Annotated in this window: 15 protein-coding genes and 1 riboswitch; of the genes, 12 read left to right on the forward strand and 3 right to left on the reverse strand. The window is 51.9% G+C overall.

Features of this window, described 5'->3' with window-relative positions; genetic code table 11:
• Window positions 1-53: 53 nt before the first annotated feature.
• Complete coding sequence (locus tag CFF01_RS03370; RefSeq protein WP_088903856.1) at window positions 54-884, reverse strand: SseB family protein; 831 nt, start codon at window positions 882-884, stop codon at window positions 54-56.
• Window positions 885-1,784: 900 nt separating this feature from the next.
• Here CFF01_RS03370 and CFF01_RS03375 point away from each other — a divergent pair.
• On the forward strand, window positions 1,785-3,506 hold the full coding sequence (locus CFF01_RS03375) for an ammonia-forming cytochrome c nitrite reductase subunit c552 (RefSeq protein WP_088903857.1): 1,722 nt from the start codon (window positions 1,785-1,787) through the stop codon (window positions 3,504-3,506).
• A gap of 375 nt (window positions 3,507-3,881) precedes the next feature.
• On the opposite strand, the gene CFF01_RS03380 is transcribed toward CFF01_RS03375, so the two are convergent.
• Window positions 3,882-5,195, reverse strand: a complete 1,314-nt coding sequence (locus CFF01_RS03380) for a hypothetical protein (protein WP_088903858.1) — start codon at window positions 5,193-5,195, stop codon at window positions 3,882-3,884.
• An 845-nt stretch (window positions 5,196-6,040) separates the two neighbouring features.
• On the opposite strand from CFF01_RS03380, the gene CFF01_RS03385 reads away from it, so the two are divergent.
• Window positions 6,041-7,885: a hypothetical protein gene (locus tag CFF01_RS03385; RefSeq protein ID WP_088903859.1), complete on the forward strand. Its 1,845-nt coding sequence runs from the start codon at window positions 6,041-6,043 to the stop codon at window positions 7,883-7,885.
• Between the two features lie 348 nt (window positions 7,886-8,233).
• On the opposite strand, the gene metH is transcribed toward CFF01_RS03385, so the two are convergent.
• The gene (metH, locus tag CFF01_RS03390) at window positions 8,234-11,956 is read right to left on the reverse strand and encodes a methionine synthase (RefSeq protein WP_088903860.1); all 3,723 of its coding nucleotides are present in this window, start codon (window positions 11,954-11,956) and stop codon (window positions 8,234-8,236) included.
• Between the two features lie 330 nt (window positions 11,957-12,286).
• Here metH and CFF01_RS03395 point away from each other — a divergent pair, with 330 nt between their 5' ends.
• The 10 genes from CFF01_RS03395 (at window position 12,287) to CFF01_RS03435 (ending at window position 21,363) form a co-directional block, all read left to right on the forward strand.
• A complete protein-coding gene (locus CFF01_RS03395) occupies window positions 12,287-12,898 on the forward strand; it encodes a histidine phosphatase family protein (protein ID WP_088903861.1) in 612 nt (203 codons plus the stop codon).
• A 68-nt stretch (window positions 12,899-12,966) separates the two neighbouring features.
• Window positions 12,967-13,147: riboswitch (cobalamin riboswitch) on the forward strand.
• A gap of 203 nt (window positions 13,148-13,350) precedes the next feature.
• The gene (locus CFF01_RS03400) at window positions 13,351-14,196 is read left to right on the forward strand and encodes an ABC transporter ATP-binding protein (RefSeq protein WP_408640509.1); all 846 of its coding nucleotides are present in this window, start codon (window positions 13,351-13,353) and stop codon (window positions 14,194-14,196) included.
• On the forward strand, window positions 14,183-15,217 hold the full coding sequence (locus CFF01_RS03405) for a FecCD family ABC transporter permease (RefSeq protein WP_088903863.1): 1,035 nt from the start codon (window positions 14,183-14,185) through the stop codon (window positions 15,215-15,217). The genes CFF01_RS03400 and CFF01_RS03405 overlap by 14 nt, the downstream gene beginning before the upstream one ends.
• Before the next feature lie 56 nt (window positions 15,218-15,273).
• Window positions 15,274-16,302, forward strand: coding sequence for a nicotinate-nucleotide--dimethylbenzimidazole phosphoribosyltransferase (cobT, locus tag CFF01_RS03410; protein WP_088903864.1), 1,029 nt, complete (start codon window positions 15,274-15,276; stop codon window positions 16,300-16,302).
• Between the two features lie 48 nt (window positions 16,303-16,350).
• Window positions 16,351-17,118, forward strand: a complete 768-nt coding sequence (locus CFF01_RS03415; protein ID WP_088903865.1) for an adenosylcobinamide-GDP ribazoletransferase — start codon at window positions 16,351-16,353, stop codon at window positions 17,116-17,118.
• A complete protein-coding gene (gene cobU, locus CFF01_RS03420; protein WP_088903866.1) occupies window positions 17,115-17,657 on the forward strand; it encodes a bifunctional adenosylcobinamide kinase/adenosylcobinamide-phosphate guanylyltransferase in 543 nt (180 codons plus the stop codon). The genes CFF01_RS03415 and cobU overlap by 4 nt, the downstream gene beginning before the upstream one ends.
• A 50-nt stretch (window positions 17,658-17,707) precedes the next feature.
• Entirely contained in the window at window positions 17,708-19,267 is a 1,560-nt protein-coding gene (locus CFF01_RS03425; protein WP_088903867.1) for a cobyric acid synthase, read from the forward strand.
• Window positions 19,268-19,307: 40 nt separating this feature from the next.
• The gene (gene cobO / locus CFF01_RS03430; RefSeq protein WP_088903868.1) at window positions 19,308-19,922 is read left to right on the forward strand and encodes a cob(I)yrinic acid a,c-diamide adenosyltransferase; all 615 of its coding nucleotides are present in this window, start codon (window positions 19,308-19,310) and stop codon (window positions 19,920-19,922) included.
• A gap of 110 nt (window positions 19,923-20,032) precedes the next feature.
• Window positions 20,033-20,170 (forward strand): hypothetical protein, encoded by a 138-nt coding sequence (locus tag CFF01_RS19115; protein WP_157704931.1) that lies wholly within the window; start codon window positions 20,033-20,035, stop codon window positions 20,168-20,170.
• A gap of 368 nt (window positions 20,171-20,538) precedes the next feature.
• Window positions 20,539-21,363 carry a cobalamin-binding protein gene (locus CFF01_RS03435; protein WP_088903869.1) on the forward strand — a complete coding sequence of 275 codons (825 nt, stop codon included), beginning with the start codon at window positions 20,539-20,541 and terminating at the stop codon, window positions 21,361-21,363.
• Window positions 21,364-21,374 lie beyond the last annotated feature (11 nt).

A 21,374-nucleotide genomic window follows, 5' to 3' on the forward strand; every position in this document is an offset into this window, starting at 1 on the left:
AAGGCTCTCGCGCCGCTTTTCACTCTGCTAATGTCCCATGAAAAGTCGTTTACCTATCGGCTTATCCAAGTCTTGAACCGGCTCAGCAATGAGGGGCGATAAAATGGCGTTATCTTACCCAGGCAGTAATCGCTTACCGCATCGTGTTTATCAGTCTTGAGCAGATAAGGGCGAACCTCCCAGCCGTGAAGCTCCACCTCTTTGTGCAGGTGGCGACAATCGCTGCGAATGCGGCTGAAATCATCGCTTATCCTGTCCCCTTCGAGGATAAGGGCTAAGGTAAAGACGCTGTTCTGGCCGCCGCGGCGAATGTCCAGCTCGCAAGATTCCATGAAATAGCCGGCCTTCACGCTGGGATACTTGGCCAGCAGGGCGCGCACCGCGCCGAACATGGGCAGATCGCTTGCCAGTACCTTGCCTAGCAGCAGTAGTTGATTTCCCTGAGTGAGTAGCGTCATGTCAGGCAGCAACATATAGCGGATCTCATCGCTGCTGACGACCTTAGATAAGTTGCTATTGGGGTTGAGAGCCATATCCATCTGATTGGTCAGTAGCAGCTGAAATGCTTGAGGCGCATCTATCTCTATCTGACCGTGAAATTCGCTGCCCTCTGCTTCCATAACCGCCTTAGCCTGGTCGACCGACTCCTGCGAGGTAAAAATCGGCACGAAGTAGTGCACTTGCTCATCACTGACGGGGATGTGCCACTGCATGATGGAGAGCTCTGTGGTGCCATCGGCCTGAGGCGTGTCCTGGCCATCGCTCAGCAGGTAGAGCCTGGCCTTAATTAGGTGTTCATAGAGGGCTTTGGCCTGGGTGTGATCGGCAAGTGCCGCCTGCAGGGCGGTTTCGAGTGCGTTGCTCGGGGTGAGTGTAACTTCCATTTTCTTAAATCCTTGTTTCCAGCAGGTAGAGACCAGACATCCTGGTGAGCTGGCATAGTAGATCAAGGTGTTAGCCTGGGTCTAGTTTTGGCGAGCTAAATATCTAATTGTAATAGGTAAGTCATTACTTTTAGGGAGGTCACTCCTTTCGTTGAGAGAGGTCTCAATTGTTGTATCCACTGTCTTTTCAAAAGGGGGGGGGGTGTTTGGCATCACCTTTCTGTGGGAGCTCAAACCTCCTCCTATCAATCATTTGATATTGGCTGAGAACTGAGCCGTTTGTTTTATCAGTAAGACGAGTCAAATCTCGATTGGCAAGGCTATCATCATCTTGAGTTGTAGCGGCATAGTGGATTTAGCCAAAATGGGTATAGGCATATCTAGTGAGAGCTCTACTCATTTCATACTCTTTTTGTCTTCGCTTGGTCCCTTTTTTTGCGAATAAGTATTCACTTTGATCGCCTTTTGATTCTGATCGCCTGGTGTTTATTATACTTTGTCGAGCTTTTGAGTTGTTAACATAACCTTAATTAGAACTTAATATTCAAGCCAACCTTGCTGGCTAAAAATGCCACAGGCTAGATAGGTCGGCATATACCACTATATTAGCGGTTAATATATGAGCATTTGTTTATTTTTTCTTTTTATATAGCGACTTAGGCTTAATTATCTTTGTTGAATATATCATTTATGGTGAAAAGTTTGATCTTGAAGCAGTAATCAATATACCTCTTTAGGGATATTTTGACTGATCGCCAGTGACAATCTTCACACAAATGTTACCCGTATGTTTCTTCTTAACTATCCCTTTTGATATAGCTTTAATCGTCTTGATGACGCAGTGCTTACAATAAAATAACTACATAAAAAGTGAATAAAGTTCACTTGCAGGAGAGTAAGATGAAATTACAAAAGCTTGCAGTTGCTATTGCGGTCTCTGCCGTATTAGTTGGCTGTGGTGATGACGATGACACACAATTAGTGACTTGTGGTGAGGGTTCAACACTCAATACTGAGACGAATATCTGTGAAGTGATTGCTGTTGACCCCGTAGATCCCGTTGATCCTGTCGTGTGCGGTGAAGGAACTGTGTTAGATGCAGAGACCAATACCTGTGTTATTCCGCCATCAACTGGGCCTGTCGACCTATATAACAGCGATAACTGGCAAGAAAACTTCCCAGATCAACATGCAACTTGGGCAAGCACTGAAGAAAACAACCCTGAGTCTGGTGCGCCAACCGATCTGCTAGAAGCTAACCCTAATTTGGTTAGCGCTTGGGCTGGTTATGGTTTTGCCAAAGATTACAACCGCGCTCGCGGCCACCATTATGCATTGACCGATGTGATCAAAACGCTGCGAACCGGTAATCCGATTGTCGGTCATGATGGTAATGTTGTCGGCGAAGCGATGGCGGCATCTTGCTGGTCTTGTAAGTCTCCAGACGTTGCACGCATGTACGATCTGGTGGGTGAAGGTAAGTTTGCCAACAATAGCTGGTCCACGTGGGGCCATGAGATGAGCAACACCATAGGTTGTGCCGATTGTCATGAGCTGGGTGAAAATACACTGCGTTTGAGCCGTCCATATGCCGACCGTGCTATGACAAAAGTGGGTCTGACATTCGAAGCGCAAAATCATAATGATCAAGCGAGCCAAACTTGTGCTCAGTGTCACGTCGAATACTACTTCGATGGTACCGACAGTAAAAAAGTGCGCTTCCCATGGGATCACTGGGTTCCTGGTGTAGAAACCGATTATGCAAGTGTCGTAGGTTACACGGGTGATGATAAGCTCTATAAGGGCTTCGCTGCCGAGGCTCAGTTAGCCTACTACGACAAGATTAATTTTAAAGATTGGACTAACGCCATTTCTGGTACGCCATCACTGAAAACGCAACATCCTGAATATGAAAACTTAATGGATAGAGCTTCCCATGTGATGCCTAACCACCTTGAGTTCAGCTGTAATACCTGTCATATGCCTAAAGCTACAAATGCTGATGGTATCGAATACTCGAACCACAATGTTAAATTTGACCCCGCCAAGCTCCCTTCAGACTGTACGACTTGTCACAATGATAGTGCGCTTGAGTCTATTCTGGAAAAGAGAAAGACAGAGATTGAGAAGCTGCGTTTCGCAGCTACGGGTACCGATCCTCGTCTGACCGAAGCACACTTTAAGGCACAGGCTATCTGGGCTGCAAACGGTGTTGAAGGTATCGAAGCTGGCAAGACGATTGGCGAAGCTAAAGGTAACTATGAGGCAGCGCTGAAAGCAGGCAATGAGTTAGCGACCGAAATGAATAGTCTGCTTGGTAAACTCAGAAATGCTCAGTGGTTCTGGGATAGTGCAACGGCCTCACATGGTATGTATGCGCATAACTTTACCGAAGCAAAACGTCTGTTGGTTAAGTCTAATGCCATTCTGGACACTGTGATTGCTGAAGCTGACTTGCTACTGGCTAAATATGCGCCTGATTATGTCTATGACGCCACCAAGTACGATACGAAAGCTGAGGTACAACTAGAAGCTGGCCTTAACTTAGACGCTATGAAAGCGGCTAAAGAAGAGTTCATTAATGAGCGTGTTAAGAAAGAGTGGCCTGTCGAACTACGCTAAGTAGTCACTTCATCTCCAAACCACTTTGTCTCTAAGCAAAATGCCGGTCAGTTAAACTGACTGGCATTTTTTATCTCATGGCGATTGAGTTATGGTCTGCATCTGAACATGACTTTCCTTATAGCGTTTTGTGTCTTTGATTCTCTGATGGGGAAGGGGATCTGGGAACGATAAAAGTCGTGGAAATTGTGCCATGGCACTTGAAGTGCTGGCCGCTAAACAGGATAGGTAAATCACAGTGTTAATCGAGTAGAGCGACATCATTAGTCGCAAGAGGTAAGTCTAATGCTTGGTGGGAGCAAGTGTTGCAATCTTCATATGAGATGGCTGACAGTATGGATAAGCATACTGTCAGCAAGATGACCAATAGGGCGGTTATTTGATGTCGGTTGTGATTGACTCTACAACATAGTTGTCGAAATAAGCTGAGCGGATTTCACTGCCACTTCTAGAGTCTTTGGCCCAGGCTTCACGAATACCGTTCATGCCGACCGCATGATAATAACCAAAGAGTGTGAGGTCGACTTTTTCAATTTGTGTCGACAAGCTATCTTCTATTGCTGAAGGAAATTTCAGGTCAGGAATGACACCGCTTAGTTCGCCAAATATCGTCCAGTCCAAATTGCTACTCACTACACTGAGCTGCATGGCTTGATATCCGGTATTAAAATTGGTGAAGTCGTAGTTTGTTTGCGAGCTCGAATTGGTCGCAATATCTGTCATTGCTTGTAGTAATTCGAACTGGTTTTCTGGCAGCAGGATTTCATGGTTTTCATCTGGGTCGTTAATTGGATACCTGCCTCCTGCAGAGTAGAAAACTAAAGACTCTTGGTCGTTGCGAAGTTGTTCATGTCTATAGAACTGAATGAAATTTTTGGGATTGAGTTGTGGAAGCACAAAAACATTCGGTTGAGTATTGTAGTAATCCATTGGTCGGTACTGAAAGTGTACCCGTCCACTTTCGTTTGAGCCGTATGCATAAATGACGTCAACATCCAGATAGCCTCTATAGTAATTGACCTTTTTTGCCTGATTCTTCTCTTCGGTGAAGATGTCTGCAGAGACAGCGATAGTGTTTTGCGCATTGGGGATGTCGAGCAATGCACCATAGGCTTCTTCGTCGGCTTCGTTCGTCGGCAATAAGAGTAGATCTAAAGGCTTGAATGCTTCTTGAGGCGCGCGGCATACACGTTGAGCACCAGGCGCCGACGTATCTATGATAGTGCTTGCGATTTGTAATTGATGATTTGGATAAGCCGCTGCAATGTCACTGTAATCCAGGCTGATATCCTGGCAGATACAGTTAGCATTTAACGCGTCTGAATAGAAATTTTGAATGCCCATGTCACTCACATTTAAGTTGAGTGAGGTGTCAATATTGTAGTATCCGTTGTCTTGCCAAATCGTGGTGAGATGTTTGGCATCTTTGGGCCATGGGATATCAAACTTTCCTTGAGTATCCATCTGGTATTGACTGAGAACAGAGCCGTCAGCCTTATGAACAATAAGGGTTACATCTGTGTTGGCAACACTATAATCGCATTGAGTCGCGCTTGACTTAAACTCGCCGACTATTTGCTTAACTGGCAAGTTTGAATTTTGATTGTTATCTGTTTCATCTGAGCTGCCACCGCAGGCGGTCAGCAATATTCCCGATAATAGGAGGGGAGTCCCTTTTAAGAGTTTCATATGTCTTCCCTGAAAAAGTTAGTGTTTAATTCAACTTTGTCTAAATTAATAGATCTTTATTTTGTTATTTAATTTAGTGGTTTAGGTTATCATTTTGTTTCTTTTTAAGGAAGCCTAAACCGTTAGATCTTGGATTAATCACTGTGTATCAGGTTTAACTCGACAGTTAGGGAGTGTTGGTCTGGCGACCGAGGAAGTCGTGGGATTCCATCCTACACCCGGGAGAATGCGGCCTGATGGCCGAGGTAAGTTTCACTCAGGGTTAATTAGCCTCACGGCTGAAAAAGTCGTGGAACTCCGTTCCACACCAGGGCAAGAAGGGGATCAACAGCAATCCCCCTCTTGCATCTCCCCCTGCCGCCCCAGACGAAGTTGTTTTTCCCTCGTGCTTATGGATAAATCGCTATCGCTTCCGAAGGATGCATCCATGCACCTGCGGAAGCTAGTCGGGCATCCATGCCCGCCTCACCCGATTAATTCCAACGCCCTTCGGCAACTTCGATGGGGATCTGCTGTAGCCACAACCTTCTTTTCGAGATAATTATTATAACTTTAGCTTTAACTTAACTGACCGTTTTAAAACAAAATATCTGGACAGGTTATTTTTTGAACGCTATGTTGAATGCTGTCGATAGAAAGTGCTGCAGGGAAGGATTGGTACACTTAGGTATTTATATCTTAAGTATATTTCATGGAAGACGACGAATAAGAAACAATTATCAATTGCCTCCCATTAAATGTATCTCATTCTTTGCAATCATTTTAGGTTGTTTAGGGTTTCGGATAGTAAAGGTGTAGTCGTCTCGCTGCTATCTAGAAGCCTAATTTAGAGAGTCGAGATATCTATGAAATTATCCCAAGTTTTATCAAGTATTAATCAGGTCGAAAAGTCGAAATTTATTTCATGCTTAGATAAGTTGTGCACTAGTGCTTTACCAAATGATAAGCAATTAGCAAAATCAGTGGGTAAGATCGATGGACAGATAAAGAATGCTTCAGGTAGTGAAATCACTTCCTTGTTTGCTTTGGTTTCTTCTATATATAAAGAGTTTATTCAAGAGCAAATTGCTATGTCAGACGCTCAAATTGGTCTGCTGGTAAATATTCTTACGCGAGATGGGAATTGCATCGCTCGTATATCTTGGATTGAACACTTGTATAATAAAGAGTGGAAGAAGTTAAATGACTCATCACTAGAAATAAAAGATTTGATTGAGAGGGATAAAGATTCCGAAGATATGTGTTGGGGGAGGCAATTAGCCATATATCATGATTGTTTCAGTGTTGCATTCCTAAATGATGAGAAGATTAATCGCGAAGCAAGAATTACTGACGATGAAAGAAGTATATTGAATACCTTGGCTGATCGATTAGGTATATCTATGGATGAAGCTTCTGCAATAGAGCATCTGATTAATCCGATACCTCAAAATAATGTTCTGGATGGTTTGAACTCCTTGAGGGAAATGGGAGTGTTGTTTATAAATAGGAAGCGAGCAGAGGTATTGGTTGCGGATGAAGTTGTTGCTATTTTAAATGAGCTTCAGGGTAAGGAATTGGCAAATAAACACACCTTAAGAATACTTAGATCACTATCTGACCCTGAATTATCTAATGTGTTTAAACATTATAATAAGAAGATTAGAGGTGTTGAACGTTATAAGAAGATTAATGAAATTATTCATTCTAGAATTCCTATAAGAAATATTCTTCAACGAGATATATTTAGTTCTGGCGAGCCTCTTAATGAAAGAAAGGATAGGTTAAAGGCGCTAATACATGACTTGGATCTGAACGTAGATAAAATTGGCGCTACATTGGACGATAGAATTAACGTTATTATATCTAAATTAAATAACTCAACTCACCAAGAGTTCGAAAGTCTTAGTGCTGCAGGCTTTAAGGAGCTGTATGTAACACTTCAAACTCACTTTCCTGACTTTGAATCAATACTTAGAACTGAGTTTGAATTGGAAGAGTCTGAAGACATTGATACAGAGAAATTGAGGGCTTTAAGTATTACGCCGGTTGACATCCTCTATTTGTTAAGTAATGAACAAATAAAAGTGGTTCGGGATAAAATGTCACTGTCGAAAAGGGGGAATCCAAGGCAGCTGATTTTGGAGTCTTTCGCTAATGCAAATGAAAAATTAATAGATAATTATCCTGCGCTTGCAAGAAGGGATCTGGCTGCCTTAAGAAAAGCGGCAATTGAAATATCAGAAGCAGAGGTAGGTGTTAAATTTGAAGAGATAACCAAAGAGATATTTGAAAACTTGAATTTAGTTGTTGATGAAGATGTGAGGAAGTCAATTAACACAGCCAAAGATAAAGCAGATATAGTCATATCTTTAAGTGATGACGATGTGATTATTGGTGAGGCTAAGACATTTAAAAATGGTGATTTTGCAAAATATTCAACAACATCAAGACAGGTCAAGGCATATGTAAATCGCTGTGAAAATCAGGGGAAAAGAGTTGCTCAGGTATTGATTATCGCTCCAAGTTTTTCGCAGGACTTTGTTGAAAGTGCTGAAATGGATACAGAAATTAATATATCACTATTGGAAGCGGAAGGATTGAAGATGATCTATGACGCTTACAAATCTCGCCGTAACCCTAAATTCTCAGCAAAGTTACTAACTAAAGGTGGTTTACTAAAGGCTGAGTTGATTGCAAAAAATATCTAGATTTTGAGGTTGTTTATTTTTATCAGCTGTCATTATTAGTTTTCAATGCGGGTTAAAGCTACAACAAGTCCCCATCGAAGTTGCTGAAGGGCGTTGGAATAAATCGGGTGAGGCGGGCATGGATGCCCGACTAGCTTCCGCAGGTGCATGGATGCATCCTTCGGAAGCGCTAGCGATTTATCCATAAGCACGAGGGATCACAACTTCGTCTGGGGTGTCCTTGGGGATGCAAGGGGTATTGGACAAGCAATACCCCTTGGCCGGGTGAAGCCTGGAAGGCTTCGAGTTTTAGCCAAGCAAAGCTTGGCTCATCAAAGCGTAATAAGGTTTACGCAGGAACCCTCTTCGCTAAACATCATAATCAAGCACTGGTGCTAACCACCGCTCTGTCTCCTCGACACTCATTCCCTTACGTTTGGCATAGTCCTCCACCTGATCCCGGCCGATATTGGTTACGCCGAAGTAGCGCGACTGCGGGTGGGCGAAATACCAGCCGGAGACGGCGGCGGTGGGGAACATGGCGTAGCTCTCGGTGATCTTAAGATCTATGGTCTCATCGGGCTTTAGTAGCTCCCACAGCAGGCCTTTTTCGGTGTGATCCGGGCAGGCGGGGTAGCCGGGAGCCGGACGTATGCCTTTGTATTTCTCGCGGATCAGCGCCTCGTTATCTAGCTGCTCATCGGCGGCGTAGCCCCAGAACTCCTTACGTACCCGCTCGTGCATCCGCTCGGCGAAGGCCTCGGCCAGTCGGTCGGCCAGACACTTAAGCATGATGGCGTTGTAATCATCGTGGTTGGCTTCGAAGCGGGCCACATGCTCGTCGATGCCGTGCCCGGCGGTAACTGCGAAGCCGCCCATGTAGTCGGCGACGCCTGAGTCTTTCGGCGCGACAAAGTCGGCGAGACAGAAGTTGTCGTTACCGACACGCTCTATCTGCATCCGCAGATGGTGGGTGGTCATCTCGACCTGGCTGCGGGTCTCGTCGGTGTAGATCTCGATATCATCATGGTTAACCGTGTTGGCCGGGAAGAGGCCGATAACCGCCTTTGCTGTAAGCCATTTCTCTTCGATGATGGTCTTGAGCATCGCCTTGGCATCTTGATAGAGCTTGCGCGCCTCTTCGCCCACTACCTCGTCGTCGAGGATCTTGGGGAAGTGGCCATGTAGCTCCCAGCTGCGGAAAAACGGTGTCCAGTCGATACGCTCGATAAGATCTTCCAGCGGATAGTCGTCAAATACCTGTCTGCCCAGTTGATTGGGCACGAAAGGCGTATGAGTATTCCAGTCCTGCTGGCAGCGGTTTTCCCGCGCCGCCTCGATGGAGATGATCTGCTTGCGCTTAGCCTGTGAATTGCGTTTGTCGCGCATCATTTGATACTCGTCATAGGTGGCGTCTATGGTTGCCTGACGGGTCTCGTTGCTGATGAGCTTAGCTACCATGGGCACGGCGCGTGAGGCGTCGGCGATGTAGATGGCACCTTTGGGGGCATGGGGGGCAATCTTGACTGCGGTGTGTATCTTAGAGCAGGTGGCGCCGCCTATGATGGAGGGTATGGTGAGTCCCGCCTTATGGAAGGCTTTGACGTTGTGTACCATCTCATCCAGGCTTGGGGTGATCAGGCCCGACATACCGATAATGTCGACATTTTCCGCCTTGGCCACCTCGATGATCTTCTCGACCGGCACCATGACACCCAGATCGATCACCTCATAGCCGTTACAGGCCAGCACCACCCCGACGATGTTCTTGCCGATGTCGTGCACGTCGCCCTTGACCGTGACCATGAGGATCTTGCCGTTGGACTGCCCCTCGACCTTCTCAGCTTCGATAAAGGGGTTGAGGTAGGCCACGGCCTTTTTCATTACCCGCGCCGATTTCACTACCTGAGGCAGGAACATCTTACCCGAGCCAAACAGGTCGCCGACCACGTTCATGCCATCCATCAGCGGGCCTTCGATCACATCCAGTGGACGAGTGGCCTGCTGGCGTGCCTCTTCGGTGTCTTGGTCGATAAAGTCGGTGATCCCCTTAACCAGTGCGTGTTCCAGACGCTTGTTGACGGGCCAGCTGCGCCACTCAAGATCTTCTTTCTTGGGGCCAGCAGAGCCGTCGCCACGGTACTGCTCGGCGATCTCCAGCAGCTGCTCTGTGTTGTTAGAACCTTCAACCGGGCAGGGCAGATTTAGCACCACAGCCTCAACCCTGGCCTTAAGCTCGGGATCGATATCATCATAGATCGCCAGCTGTCCGGCGTTGACTATGCCCATGTCCATCCCCGCCTGGATGGCGTGGTAGAGGAACACGGCGTGGATCGCCTCGCGCACCGGGTTGTTGCCGCGGAAGGAGAAGGAGACGTTGGACACGCCGCCTGAGATCATGGCATGGGGTAGGGTGCGCTTGATCTCGCGCGTTGCCTCGATGAAGTCCACCGCATAGTTGTCGTGCTCGTCGATGCCGGTGGCGATGGCGAAGATGTTAGGGTCGAAGATAATATCTTCTGGCGGGAAGCCCACTTTATCAACCAATACCCGGTAGGCGCGGGTACAGATCTCTATCTTGCGCGCCATGGTGTCGGCCTGACCGACCTCGTCGAAGGCCATGATGATGGCCGCCGCGCCGTAGCGTTTTACCAGGGTGGCCTGCTCGATAAACTTCTCTTCGCCCTCCTTGAGGGAGATGGAGTTGACTACCCCTTTGCCTTGAATGCATTTGAGTCCGGCTTCGATCACCTCCCACTTGGAGGAGTCGATCATGATAGGTACCCGGCTGATATCTGGCTCTGAGGCGATAAGGTTGAGGAACTTCTGCATCACCTCGACGCCGTCGAGCATCCCCTCATCCATGTTGATATCGATGATCTGGGCACCGTTCTCTACCTGATCCCGGGCGACCGACAGTGCCTCTTCGTATTCGCCAGTCTTGATCAGTCGCAGAAACTTGGCCGAGCCGGTGACATTGGTGCGCTCGCCCACGTTCACAAACAGGGAGTCAGCGTCTATGGTTAGGGGCTCCAGTCCCGACAGGCGGCAGGCTACGGGCAGTTTAGGCAATGTGCGGGCGCTGTGTTTAGTGACAGCCGCGCGGATCACCTTGATATGCTCAGGTGTGGTACCGCAGCAGCCGCCGATAATGTTGAGCAAACCTTCTTCTGCCCAGGGGCCTATCACCTCGGCCATCTCCTCTGGCGTCTCGTCGTACCCGCCAAACTCGTTGGGCAGGCCGGCGTTGGGGTGGGCGGAGACATAACACTCGGCGATCTTCGACAGCTCCTCCACATAGGGACGCAGTTCTTGTGGGCCCAGGGCGCAGTTGAGGCCGATAGAAAGTGGCTTCACATGGCGCAGCGAGTTATAGAAGGCCTCTGTGGTCTGGCCCGTCAGTGTGCGGCCCGAGGCATCGGTAATGGTGCCTGAGATCATGATAGGCAGGCGTTGGCCCAGCTGGTCGAATACCGTTTCGATGGCAAACAGCGCCGCCTTGGCGTTGAGGGTATCGAAGATGGTTTCTACCATGATGATGTCGGCGCCGCCTTCTATCAGGGCCTCGATGGACTCGATATAGGCGCTGACTAGCTCGTCGAAATGGATATTGCGATAGCCGGGATCGTTGACATCCGGGCTGATAGAGCAGGTGCGGTTGGTGGGCCCCAGTACCCCGGCAACATAGCATTGGCGACCAGTTGCGCGGGTCACCTCGTCACAGGCGGCGCGGGCGAGGCGAGCGCCCTCAAGGTTGATCTCTCGTGACAGCTCCTGCATCTCATAGTCGGCCATGGCCACACGGGTAGCGTTAAAGGTGTTGGTTTCTATGATGTCGGCGCCAGCCTCAAGGTAATCCTTGTGGATCTGTTTAATCAGCTCAGCTTGAGTCAGCACCAACAGGTCGTTGTTGCCCTTAAGATCGCAGGGCCAATCGGCAAAGCGCGCGCCGCGAAAGTCGGCTTCTTCCAGTTTATGGTTCTGGATCATGGTGCCCATGGCGCCGTCGAGGATCAAAATTTCGTTATTGAGTCGCTCGCGGATCGCGTCGTTAATCTGTCTTACGTTTTGAACAGGGGATGGGGTCGCCATAACTTTTACCTACTTCAACTGACCTATTGCCTAAACTGACTGCGTCTAGCTCATCGACGCACTATTTTTGTTTTGGATGTATAAACGTATAGACGTCTATACTAATCGACTTATAATACCCAGGGCAAGTCAAATGAGTATAAGCGTAAACCCGGATGAAATTCGAGAGTTGCGCCGCTGCGTCCTGTTTAAACTGCATTGTATGGAAAGGCCGACAAAGATATTTAATTTGAAAGTTTTTCAATGTGTTAATTGTCTGGCGTTGCCAAGCTTATTGCCATAAGGGTATGCTGCTAGCGACTTAACTTGAAAAGGTTTAATGCTGCGGATATGACGCAAACGACACTCTATTTGATGCGACACGGCGAATGCGAAGGCGGTAACCTGCTGAGGGGGCACAGCGATCTGCCCCTGACAGAGATAGGTTTTGCTCAGATGCAACTCGCCTTTGCCAAGCTGCCGGAGCCGGTAGACAGGGTGATCAGCTCGCCGCTTAAGCGTTGCCGCGTGTTTGCCGAGCATTTGACTAGCAAGAGTCAGATCAAGGTGGCGTTAGATGCTGGTTTAAAAGAGATCTATTTCGGCCGCTGGGATGGTCAGCCCATTCCTGAGCTGCACGCCGAGCATGGCGCTGAGTTGAGCGCCTATTGGCAAGACCCCTGGAAAAATCCCTTGCCTGAGGCTGAAACCATGGCGGCCTTTGAGCAGCGTATCGACGAGATGGTCGAGCAGTTGGTACATCAGCATAGCGGTGAGATTTTGCTGTTGATCACCCATGGCGGGGTGATCCGTCACTTGATGGCCAAGGCCCTTGGGGTAGAGCGAGCGGTAGGCTTCTACACCCAGCTGAGCCTGGATTACGCCAGCGTGGTTAAGATAAGTCATTACCGCGACAAGGGGGGGGAAGGCTACTGGCGATTGCACTGGCATGACGCCGAATAAGCCATGGACTAACTTGTGTTTCGCCTTGTCTCTTGGCGGAAATACCGCATAATAACCGGGCGCAGGGACCGCCTGCGCCGGGAGTAAGGTGTCGAGATCCCACAGGGAATAACTCGGACTTAATAGGGAATTGGGGAAGGCCAAGTGCCGTTAGCCCAAACTGTGCCCGCAACTGTGAGTGTGCTGCCAGGTCGTATTATCGCCCGGGTCGCCACGAGTCAGGATACCTGCCTACTCTCTAACTACTATCTCAAGCGGGTGACTTGAGGGAGCCTATAGATGAAGAATACCTCGGGGCCGAGTTTGGCCCAAGGGCGAGGGCGCCTCGGCGCTGCTCCCCGGAGGGCGCGACCTTGAGCGCCCCTAGTCAGCCATCACAAACAGAATCACTCCTGTCTCTCGGCGCCAGTGACGGTGCTATTTTAGGTACAGACACAGGTGCTGGTGCAGCCATCGGCGATGGCGCCTGTGCGCGCCCGGCGCTGTCGGTGCGGGATCTCAGCTGGCGCTGCGGCGAGCGCGCCATCCTCTCTGGGGTCAAGCTGGATCTGCCAGAGGGTAAGATGCTGGGGATTATAGGTCCCAATGGCGCCGGCAAGTCCAGCCTGCTGCGCTGCCTCTATCGTTTTCTTACCCCGAGTCGCGGCGAGATCAAGCTGTTTGGCCAACCCATCGCCAGCCTGAGTGCCCGGGCCTTTGCCCGTGAGGTCGCCGTAGTGCTGCAAGATACGCCGCAGCATTTCGACATGACCACGGCGCAGCTGGTGGCACTTGGGCTGACGCCTCACAAGAGCGCCTTTTCGATGACGACCCCCGCCGACAAGCAGGCGGTGCGCCGCGCCTTGGAGACAGTGGGCTTAAGCGATCGCGCCGGGCAGGCATACGAGTCCCTCTCGGGCGGTGAGAAGCAGCGCGCCCTGATCGCCCGCGCCATAGTGCAGCGCCCTAAGCTATTGATCCTCGATGAGCCCACTAATCACCTGGATATCCGTTATCAGATCCAGATCCTTGAGTTGCTTAAGACCCTTGGGGTGACAGTGGTGATCTCTATCCATGATCTGAATCTTGCCAGTGCCATGTGCGATAAGCTGTTGTTGCTCGATCGCGGCTGGGCCGTGGCTCAGGGGACGCCTAAGCAGGTGCTGAGTGAAGCCCAGATCGCCAACACCTTCGGTGTCTGTTGTCAGGTGGCGCCTCATCCCCAGCATGGTAATCCGCAGATCCACTATTTCTATGGCTATTACGGCGAGCAGGCCCAATCTCACGGTGAGCAGGAGGCAAATCATGTTGAGCCTTAACCGTGGCGATCATAGCGCCAGGCGCTCACTGGCGCTTGCCTGCCTGGCGCTCTTGACGCTGGTGACGCCCATTTTGGCGGTGAGCTTCGGCGCCGCCGAGATAGGCGTGCTCGAGGTGCTTGAGCTATTGTTGGCTAAATTGAGCGGCGCCGATCCTGGCGGCGTCACAGCTAGGATCGTGCTGGAGCTACGTCTGCCGCGTATCTTGCTGGCTTTTATCGCTGGCTTCGGTCTGGCCATCGCCGGCGCCGTGTTACAGACGGTGACCCGCAACCCTTTGGCCGACCCCTATCTGTTTGGTATCTCCTCGGGTGCCTCCTTTGGCGCCGTGGTCGTGATCACCCTGCTGGGCGGCGCAGGTGGTGCCCTGGCCTGTATCGGCTTGCCGCTCGGCGCCTTTATCGGTGCCAGCCTGGCGGTGCTTATGGTGCTGGCCTTGTGCGGCGCCAACTTGAGCACCCAGATAGAGCGTATGCTGCTCTCCGGCGTGGCGATCTCCTTTCTGTTTGGGGCGCTGGCCAGTCTGATGCTCTATTTCTCCGGGCCGCAGTCGGCCGCCGCCGTGCTGTTTTGGAGCCTGGGCAGCTTTGCCAAGGCGAGCTGGCAGATGCTCTGGTTGCCCTGGGTCCTAGTGTTGGGCGCAACGGCTATCTTGCTGTTGCTCAAGCGGCAGATTTTGGCGATCAAGGCAGGAGATGAGACGGCCCATACCTTAGGGATCCAGGTGCGGCGCCTGCGACTGATCAGTCTGCTGCTCTGCTCGTTAATCACCGCCGTGCTGGTGGCCAACTGCGGCGGCATAGGTTTTGTCGGCCTGATGGTGCCCCATATGGTGCGCCTTCTGTTACCTGGTCGCTTCGCCCTGATGTTGACGGCCTTGGTGGGCGGTCTGTTTATGATCTGGGTGGATGTGCTGGCCAGGTGCCTGCTCAGCTATCAGGAGCTACCCGTGGGCATTATTACCGCGGTGATCGGTAGCCTGTTCTTTTTGTTTATTTTAGGCGGTAAGCGCCGTGGTTAGGCAAAGGTCCCCTATTGGGCGCCAGTGTTGTCAGCCAATCATAGAGGTTAAGCAGTATGTTTGAGATAGTCGGAGTCAGTGGCGAATTTGATGCCAAGATCCAGCAGCGAATCGATAGCAAGACCAAGCCGCTGGGCGCACTGGGCCAACTGGAATCTTTGGCGATGACCATCGCCCGGGTATTGGGCCCTGATAACCCGCAGATAGTCCATCCTGCCTTGTTGGTGTTTGCCGGCGATCACGGCATCGCCGCCTCGGGCGTCTCTATCGCGCCCAGTGAGGTGACGACTCAGATGGTGATGAATTTTCTCTCTGGCGGCGCGGCGATTAATCTTTTTTGTGCCCAGGCTGGGGTGACCATGGAGGTGATCGATTGTGGCATTGCCAATGAAATTGCCGACCAGCCTAGGCTGATTAACCAAAGGCTCGGGGCTGGCACGGGCGCAATACATAGAGAGAGTGCCATGACCCTAGGGGCGGTGAAACAAGGCTTTGCCATGGCCAAGGAGCGAGTGGCGCTGCACCATGGGCGCGGTTGTAACCTAATTGCCTTTGGTGAGATGGGCATAGGTAATACCAGCTCGGCGGCGGCCATTATGGCGGCGTTGCTGAAGCGCGAGGCGGCCGAGTGTGTCGGTCGTGGCACAGGTATAGATGCCGCTACCCTGGCGCGTAAGCAGCTGCTGGTCGAACAGGCGTTGCATCTGCACCGCGAACAGCTCGGCGATCCCTATGGCGTACTGGCCTGCCTGGGCGGCTTTGAGATAGTGCAGATGACAGGCGCCATATTGGCGGCGGCAGAGCTTAAGATGCTGGTGTTGATCGATGGCTTCATCGCCACCGCAGCGGCTTTGGCGGCGGTGACTATCGCGCCCCACGCTCGGGACTATATGATCTTCGCCCATGAGTCGGATGAACGGGGGCACAAGCTAATGCTCGAGCACCTTAATGCGCGGCCTCTGCTCTCTTTGGGGCTACGTTTGGGTGAGGGAACCGGCGCCGCGCTGGCGGTGCCTTTAGTGCAGGCGGCGGCCAAGTTTTACAACGAGATGGCCTCCCTCGAAGAGATGGGCATAGAGATTTAGCGGCAATAACCATGTAACGGTTACGGCAAGTAAAAGGATGAGGTTGGGATGTTTGCCAGAGAGTTAACCCTGTTTTTTATCGCCATGGGCTTCTTTACCCGGATCCCCATGCCGGCCTGGGTGCAAGTGGATAGTGAGCGGCTCAATCAGGCGAGCCGATATTTTGCCTTGGTGGGCGTATTGGTAGGCGGGATCTGCGCCCTGGTCTATGGCCTGAGCACCAAAGTCTTACCCAACAATATTGCCATCTTAATGGCCATGCTCACGGGTTTGCTGCTGACCGGCGGTTTTCATGAAGATGGTTTGGCCGATACCGCGGACGGATTCGGTGGTGGCTGGCGCGTGCAGGATAAGCTCACCATCATGAAAGATTCCCGCGTCGGTACCTATGGCGTGCTGGCGCTGGTGATGAGCCTGCTGTTTAAGTTTGTGTTGCTCAGTGAAATTGCCCTGTTTGATGGCGATCTTTTGATGGCGGCGCTGGTGGTGGGCCACTGTTTGAGCCGCCTGCTGGCGGCTTCACTGATCTTTACCGAGACCTATGTACGCGATGATGACACCAGTAAGAGCAAGCCTCTGGCGCAGTCACAGACGCTGAATGAGCTTGGGATCCTGCTTTTGACCGGCATAGTGACTCTATGGCTGAGTGGCATCGCCTCGGCGCTCTCTCTCTGCCTGGTGCTACTGGCGCTCCGCCAGCTATTGGTGCGCGGCTATCGGCGTCAGATCGGTGGCTATACCGGGGATGTCTTGGGGGCAACCCAGCAGGTGAGCGAGCTGGTCTGCTATCTGTTTATTCTGGTGATCAGCCTATGATCCATCTGGTGTTAGGCGGCGCTCGCAGCGGCAAATCACGATATGGAGTGGCCTTGGTGGCCGACTATGTGGCTAAGGGCTATGAGTGTCTGTTTGTGGCCACGGCCCAGGCGCTGGATGAGGAGATGGCCGCGCGTATCTCCCGCCATCAAACGGAGCGAGCCCAGGATGAACTTCCTTGGCAGATGCTGGAATGTCCGCTGGCGTTGAGTGAGTGCATCGAGGCCAATGCCCAGGAGAATCGGGTGATCTTAATCGATTGCCTTACCCTTTGGCTGACCAATCAGCTACTCGAAGGAGATGCTTGGTGTGACGCTAAGGCGGCGCTGCTGCGCGCCCTAAAGACGGCCCCAGGGGCTATCGTGCTGATCAGTAATGAGGTGGGTTCTGGCGTGGTCCCTGGCGATCCCTTGAGTCGGCGCTTCGTCGATGAGGCGGGTTGGCTGCATCAGGCGATTGCCGAGTTGGCCGACAAGGTGGTGCTGGTTTGCGCCGGGCTGCCGCTGACGCTCAAGAATGCTGACGCTCAAGAATGCTGACGCTTAAGGATGCGGCGAATCTGGCCCCCAGGGGATAGGAAATAACAGCAATGACAATGGATAACCCAAATAAGCAGTTTGATGCTGCTCAGCCGAGCTCTCAGCAGGCGGCTATCTTGATGGTGCAGGGCACCACCTCGGATGCGGGTAAGAGCACCCTGGTGGCGGGGCTATGCCGCTATTTCGCCCGTCAGGGAGATAAGGTGGCGCCCTTTAAGCCGCAAAACATGGCGCTCAACAGCGCCGTCACCATAGATGGTGGCGAGATAGGCCGCGCCCAGGCGCTGCAGGCCGAGGCCTGTTATCTGGCTCCCCACACAGACTTTAACCCGATTCTGCTCAAACCCAACTCGGATACCAGCTCGCAGGTGATTGTACAGGGCAAGGCGCTGTCGCACATGGACGGTAAAGCCTATTTCGGCAAGGATAGTCAGGGCTATCGCACCAAGGCGATGGCAGCGGTGCTCGACTCATTGTCGCGCCTAAGAGAGCAATATGCGCTGATCATGGTGGAAGGGGCGGGCAGCCCGGCGGAGATCAACCTGCGTGAGGGCGATATCGCCAACATGGGCTTTGCCGAGGAGGTCGACTGCCCGGTGATCCTGATCGCCGACATCGACAAGGGAGGCGTATTTGCCCATATCGTCGGCACCTTGGAGTTGTTGTCAGAATCGGAACAGGCCAGGGTTAAGGGCGTGGTGATCAACCGTTTTCGCGGCGATATTGCGCTGTTACAGCCGGGGCTGGATTGGCTGGAGGCCAGGATAAACAAGCCTGTGCTTGGTGTCTTGCCCTACCTTAAGGATCTGCATCTTGAGGCGGAAGACGCCCTGGATGCCCGTCAGGTGACTCAGGGTCAGGCTCGTTTTAAGGTGCTGGTATTGGTCTTTCCTCGCATCAGCAACCACACGGATTTCGATCCCCTTAGGCTGCATCCAGAGATCGACTTTCGCTATCAGACAGTGACCGAGGCCTTCGATGGCACACCGCCACAGGCGGATCTCATCATACTGCCTGGCAGCAAGAGCGTACGTCAGGACCTGGCCACCCTGGTAGAGCAGGGCTGGGATCGCATGCTTAAAGCGCACTTAAGATATGGTGGTAAGGTGATCGGCATCTGCGGCGGTTATCAGATATTGGGGCTGGCGATTGAAGATCCCCAAGGGGTCGAAGGTGAGGCGGGTGAAAGCGATGGCCTGGGGCTGCTGCCCATAGTGACCGAGTTGACGGCAAGCAAGCGTCTGGCCCAGGTGAGCGGTAGCCTGCACTTGCAGGGTGAGACGGCGCCAGTGACTGGCTATGAGATCCACTGTGGTCGCTCCAAGGTGCTGTCCTCGTCAAAGCATCCTTTGTCGCTTGAGGGGGATGATGGCAAGCACTTTAGCGACGGCGCAGTGTCGGCGGATGGGCAGATCTTGGGCAGCTATCTGCATGGCCTGTTTGATACCCCCGCCGCCTGTGAGCTGCTACTGAGCTGGGCGGGATTGACACAAGCTGCGGTTATCGATACTCAGGCAATTAAGCAGGCGCAGTTAGATCGCCTGGCCGATACGCTGGCCGAACATCTGGATATGACACGCGTAAGCGCACTGCTGCAGAGAAACCGCTAAAGGGCGACTGGAACAAATGAATTATTTACAGGGGAACAGGATGAACAGTGACAAGCAGTTAGCGGACAAGGCCGAGCGTCATAAGGCGCGCCAGCAGAAGGTAAAAGAGGCGGTCGACGCCAAGATCGCCAAGGCCCAGACCGAAAAAGGGGTCTTGCTGGTGATGACGGGGAACGGCAAGGGGAAGACCACGGCGGGCTTTGGCAATATCACCCGCGCCGTGGGTCATGGCAAGAAGGCGGCCGTGGTGCAGTTTATTAAGGGCAACTGGCCCTGCGGCGAGCGCGCCGTGTTAGAGCAAGTTGGCGTCGAGTTTCATGTGATGGCCACGGGCTTTACCTGGGAGACCCAAGACAGAGAGAAAGATACTCTGGCGGCGCTGAGCGCCTGGGAGGCAGCCGAGACCCTGCTGAGCGATGACACCATAGACATAGTGCTGCTCGATGAGCTCACCTACATGGTGAGCTATCACTACCTGGATCTGGACCGGGTGCTGACGGCACTTAAGAATCGTCCGCCCATGCAGCATGTCATCATTACAGGGCGTGCCTGTCATAGGGCGATTTTGGAGCTGGCGGATACGGTGAGCGAGGTGCAGCCCATAAAGCATGCATTTGATCACGGCGTTAAAGCCCAGCTCGGCTTCGACTACTGAAAATTGCTATTGCAGTGCTCAATTGCGGCGTTGCGACCTCATTCACGGCTCGCCTACCTATAGGTATGTCTTCGCCGTTCATTGCGGGGCGTCTTGCACTGGAGCACTTCATGACGCAATTTGGCTTTCTGCCTGTTTGCTCCTGTGGCGGTATTGTCTGCGCCGGCTCACCCAATCACATACTCATGTATGCTCATGGGCTGAGCCAGCTTGACGGCTTAGCCACAGAAGCGAACAGTTTGAAATGACGGATATGGGCTTCATGACGCAATTTGGCTTTCTGGCTGTTTGCTCCTGTGGCGGTATTGTCTGCGCTGACTCACCCAATCACATACTCATGTATGCTCATGGGCTGAGTCAGCTTGACGGCTTAGCCACAGAAGCAATCAGATTGAAATGGGCGAGTGGATTTTCTTCTCGCTCACCACGGTGGCGTTATTGTCTTCATTTCTACTGCCAATCACATACTTCTGTATGCTCATGTCATTAGAAAATCGACGGCTTAGCCACCGTGGCGATCTCTGTGAAAAATAACTACGAAGCTGCGGATTTAAATGAGTGGGGGCGCGAAATGAAACTGTTCAGTCTGCTTACTATGAAAAGGGAAAATGAATAGATGAAGATGAGGGTTAAGCTGTGGCTGTTGTTGGCCTTATTGCTGTGTGTGCCTGGGCTTAAGGCGGCGCCTGCGAAGCGGATCATCGCCCTGTCGCCCCATGGGGTGGAGATGCTGTTTAGTATAGGGGCGGGGGACAGTGTAGTCGCGACCACAGATCACGCCGATTTTCCCGATGCGGCCAAGGCGATCCCGCGGATCGGTGGCTACTACGGCATACAGATAGAGAAAGTTATAGAGCTCGACCCGGATCTGATTGTCATCTGGGGCGGCGGCAACAAGCGCGAGGATATCGAGCGCCTGACCCAGTTGGGTTATCCCATCTATAACAGCGACCCTAAGACGTTGGAGGCGGTGGCTGACGATCTGCTGGCGCTGGGTAAGCTGACCGGCAAGGAGCGCGAAGCGGAGCGGGTGGCCGAGCAGTACCTTATCGGCCTTAAGGCGCTCAGTAAGGAGAACCGGGCCAAGGCGGCGGTGCGGGTCTTCTATCAGCTCTGGTCCGTGCCCCTGATGACGGTGGCCAAGGGAAGCTGGATTGAGCAGATCATTGAGGTCTGTCATGGCGAGAATGTATTTCGAGATGCGGCCAATGAGTATCCTCAGGTGAGTCTGGAGGCCGTGCTGCTCAAGCAACCTCAGGTGATTCTGCAGAGCCAGGATGAGGGTAATGTACGCGGGATCGACTGGTCGGCCTGGCAGGAGATCCCTGCGGTGAAACAGCGCCATATCTATCAATTAGATGCCGACCTCTTGCATCGCGCCGCGCCAAGGGCCATCTTAGGGGTTGAATCTCTGTGCCAAGCCTTGGACAGGGCGAGATAATTCAGGAGAAT

Source organism: Shewanella marisflavi, assembly GCF_002215585.1.
Taxonomy (GTDB): Bacteria; Pseudomonadota; Gammaproteobacteria; order Enterobacterales; family Shewanellaceae; genus Shewanella; species Shewanella marisflavi.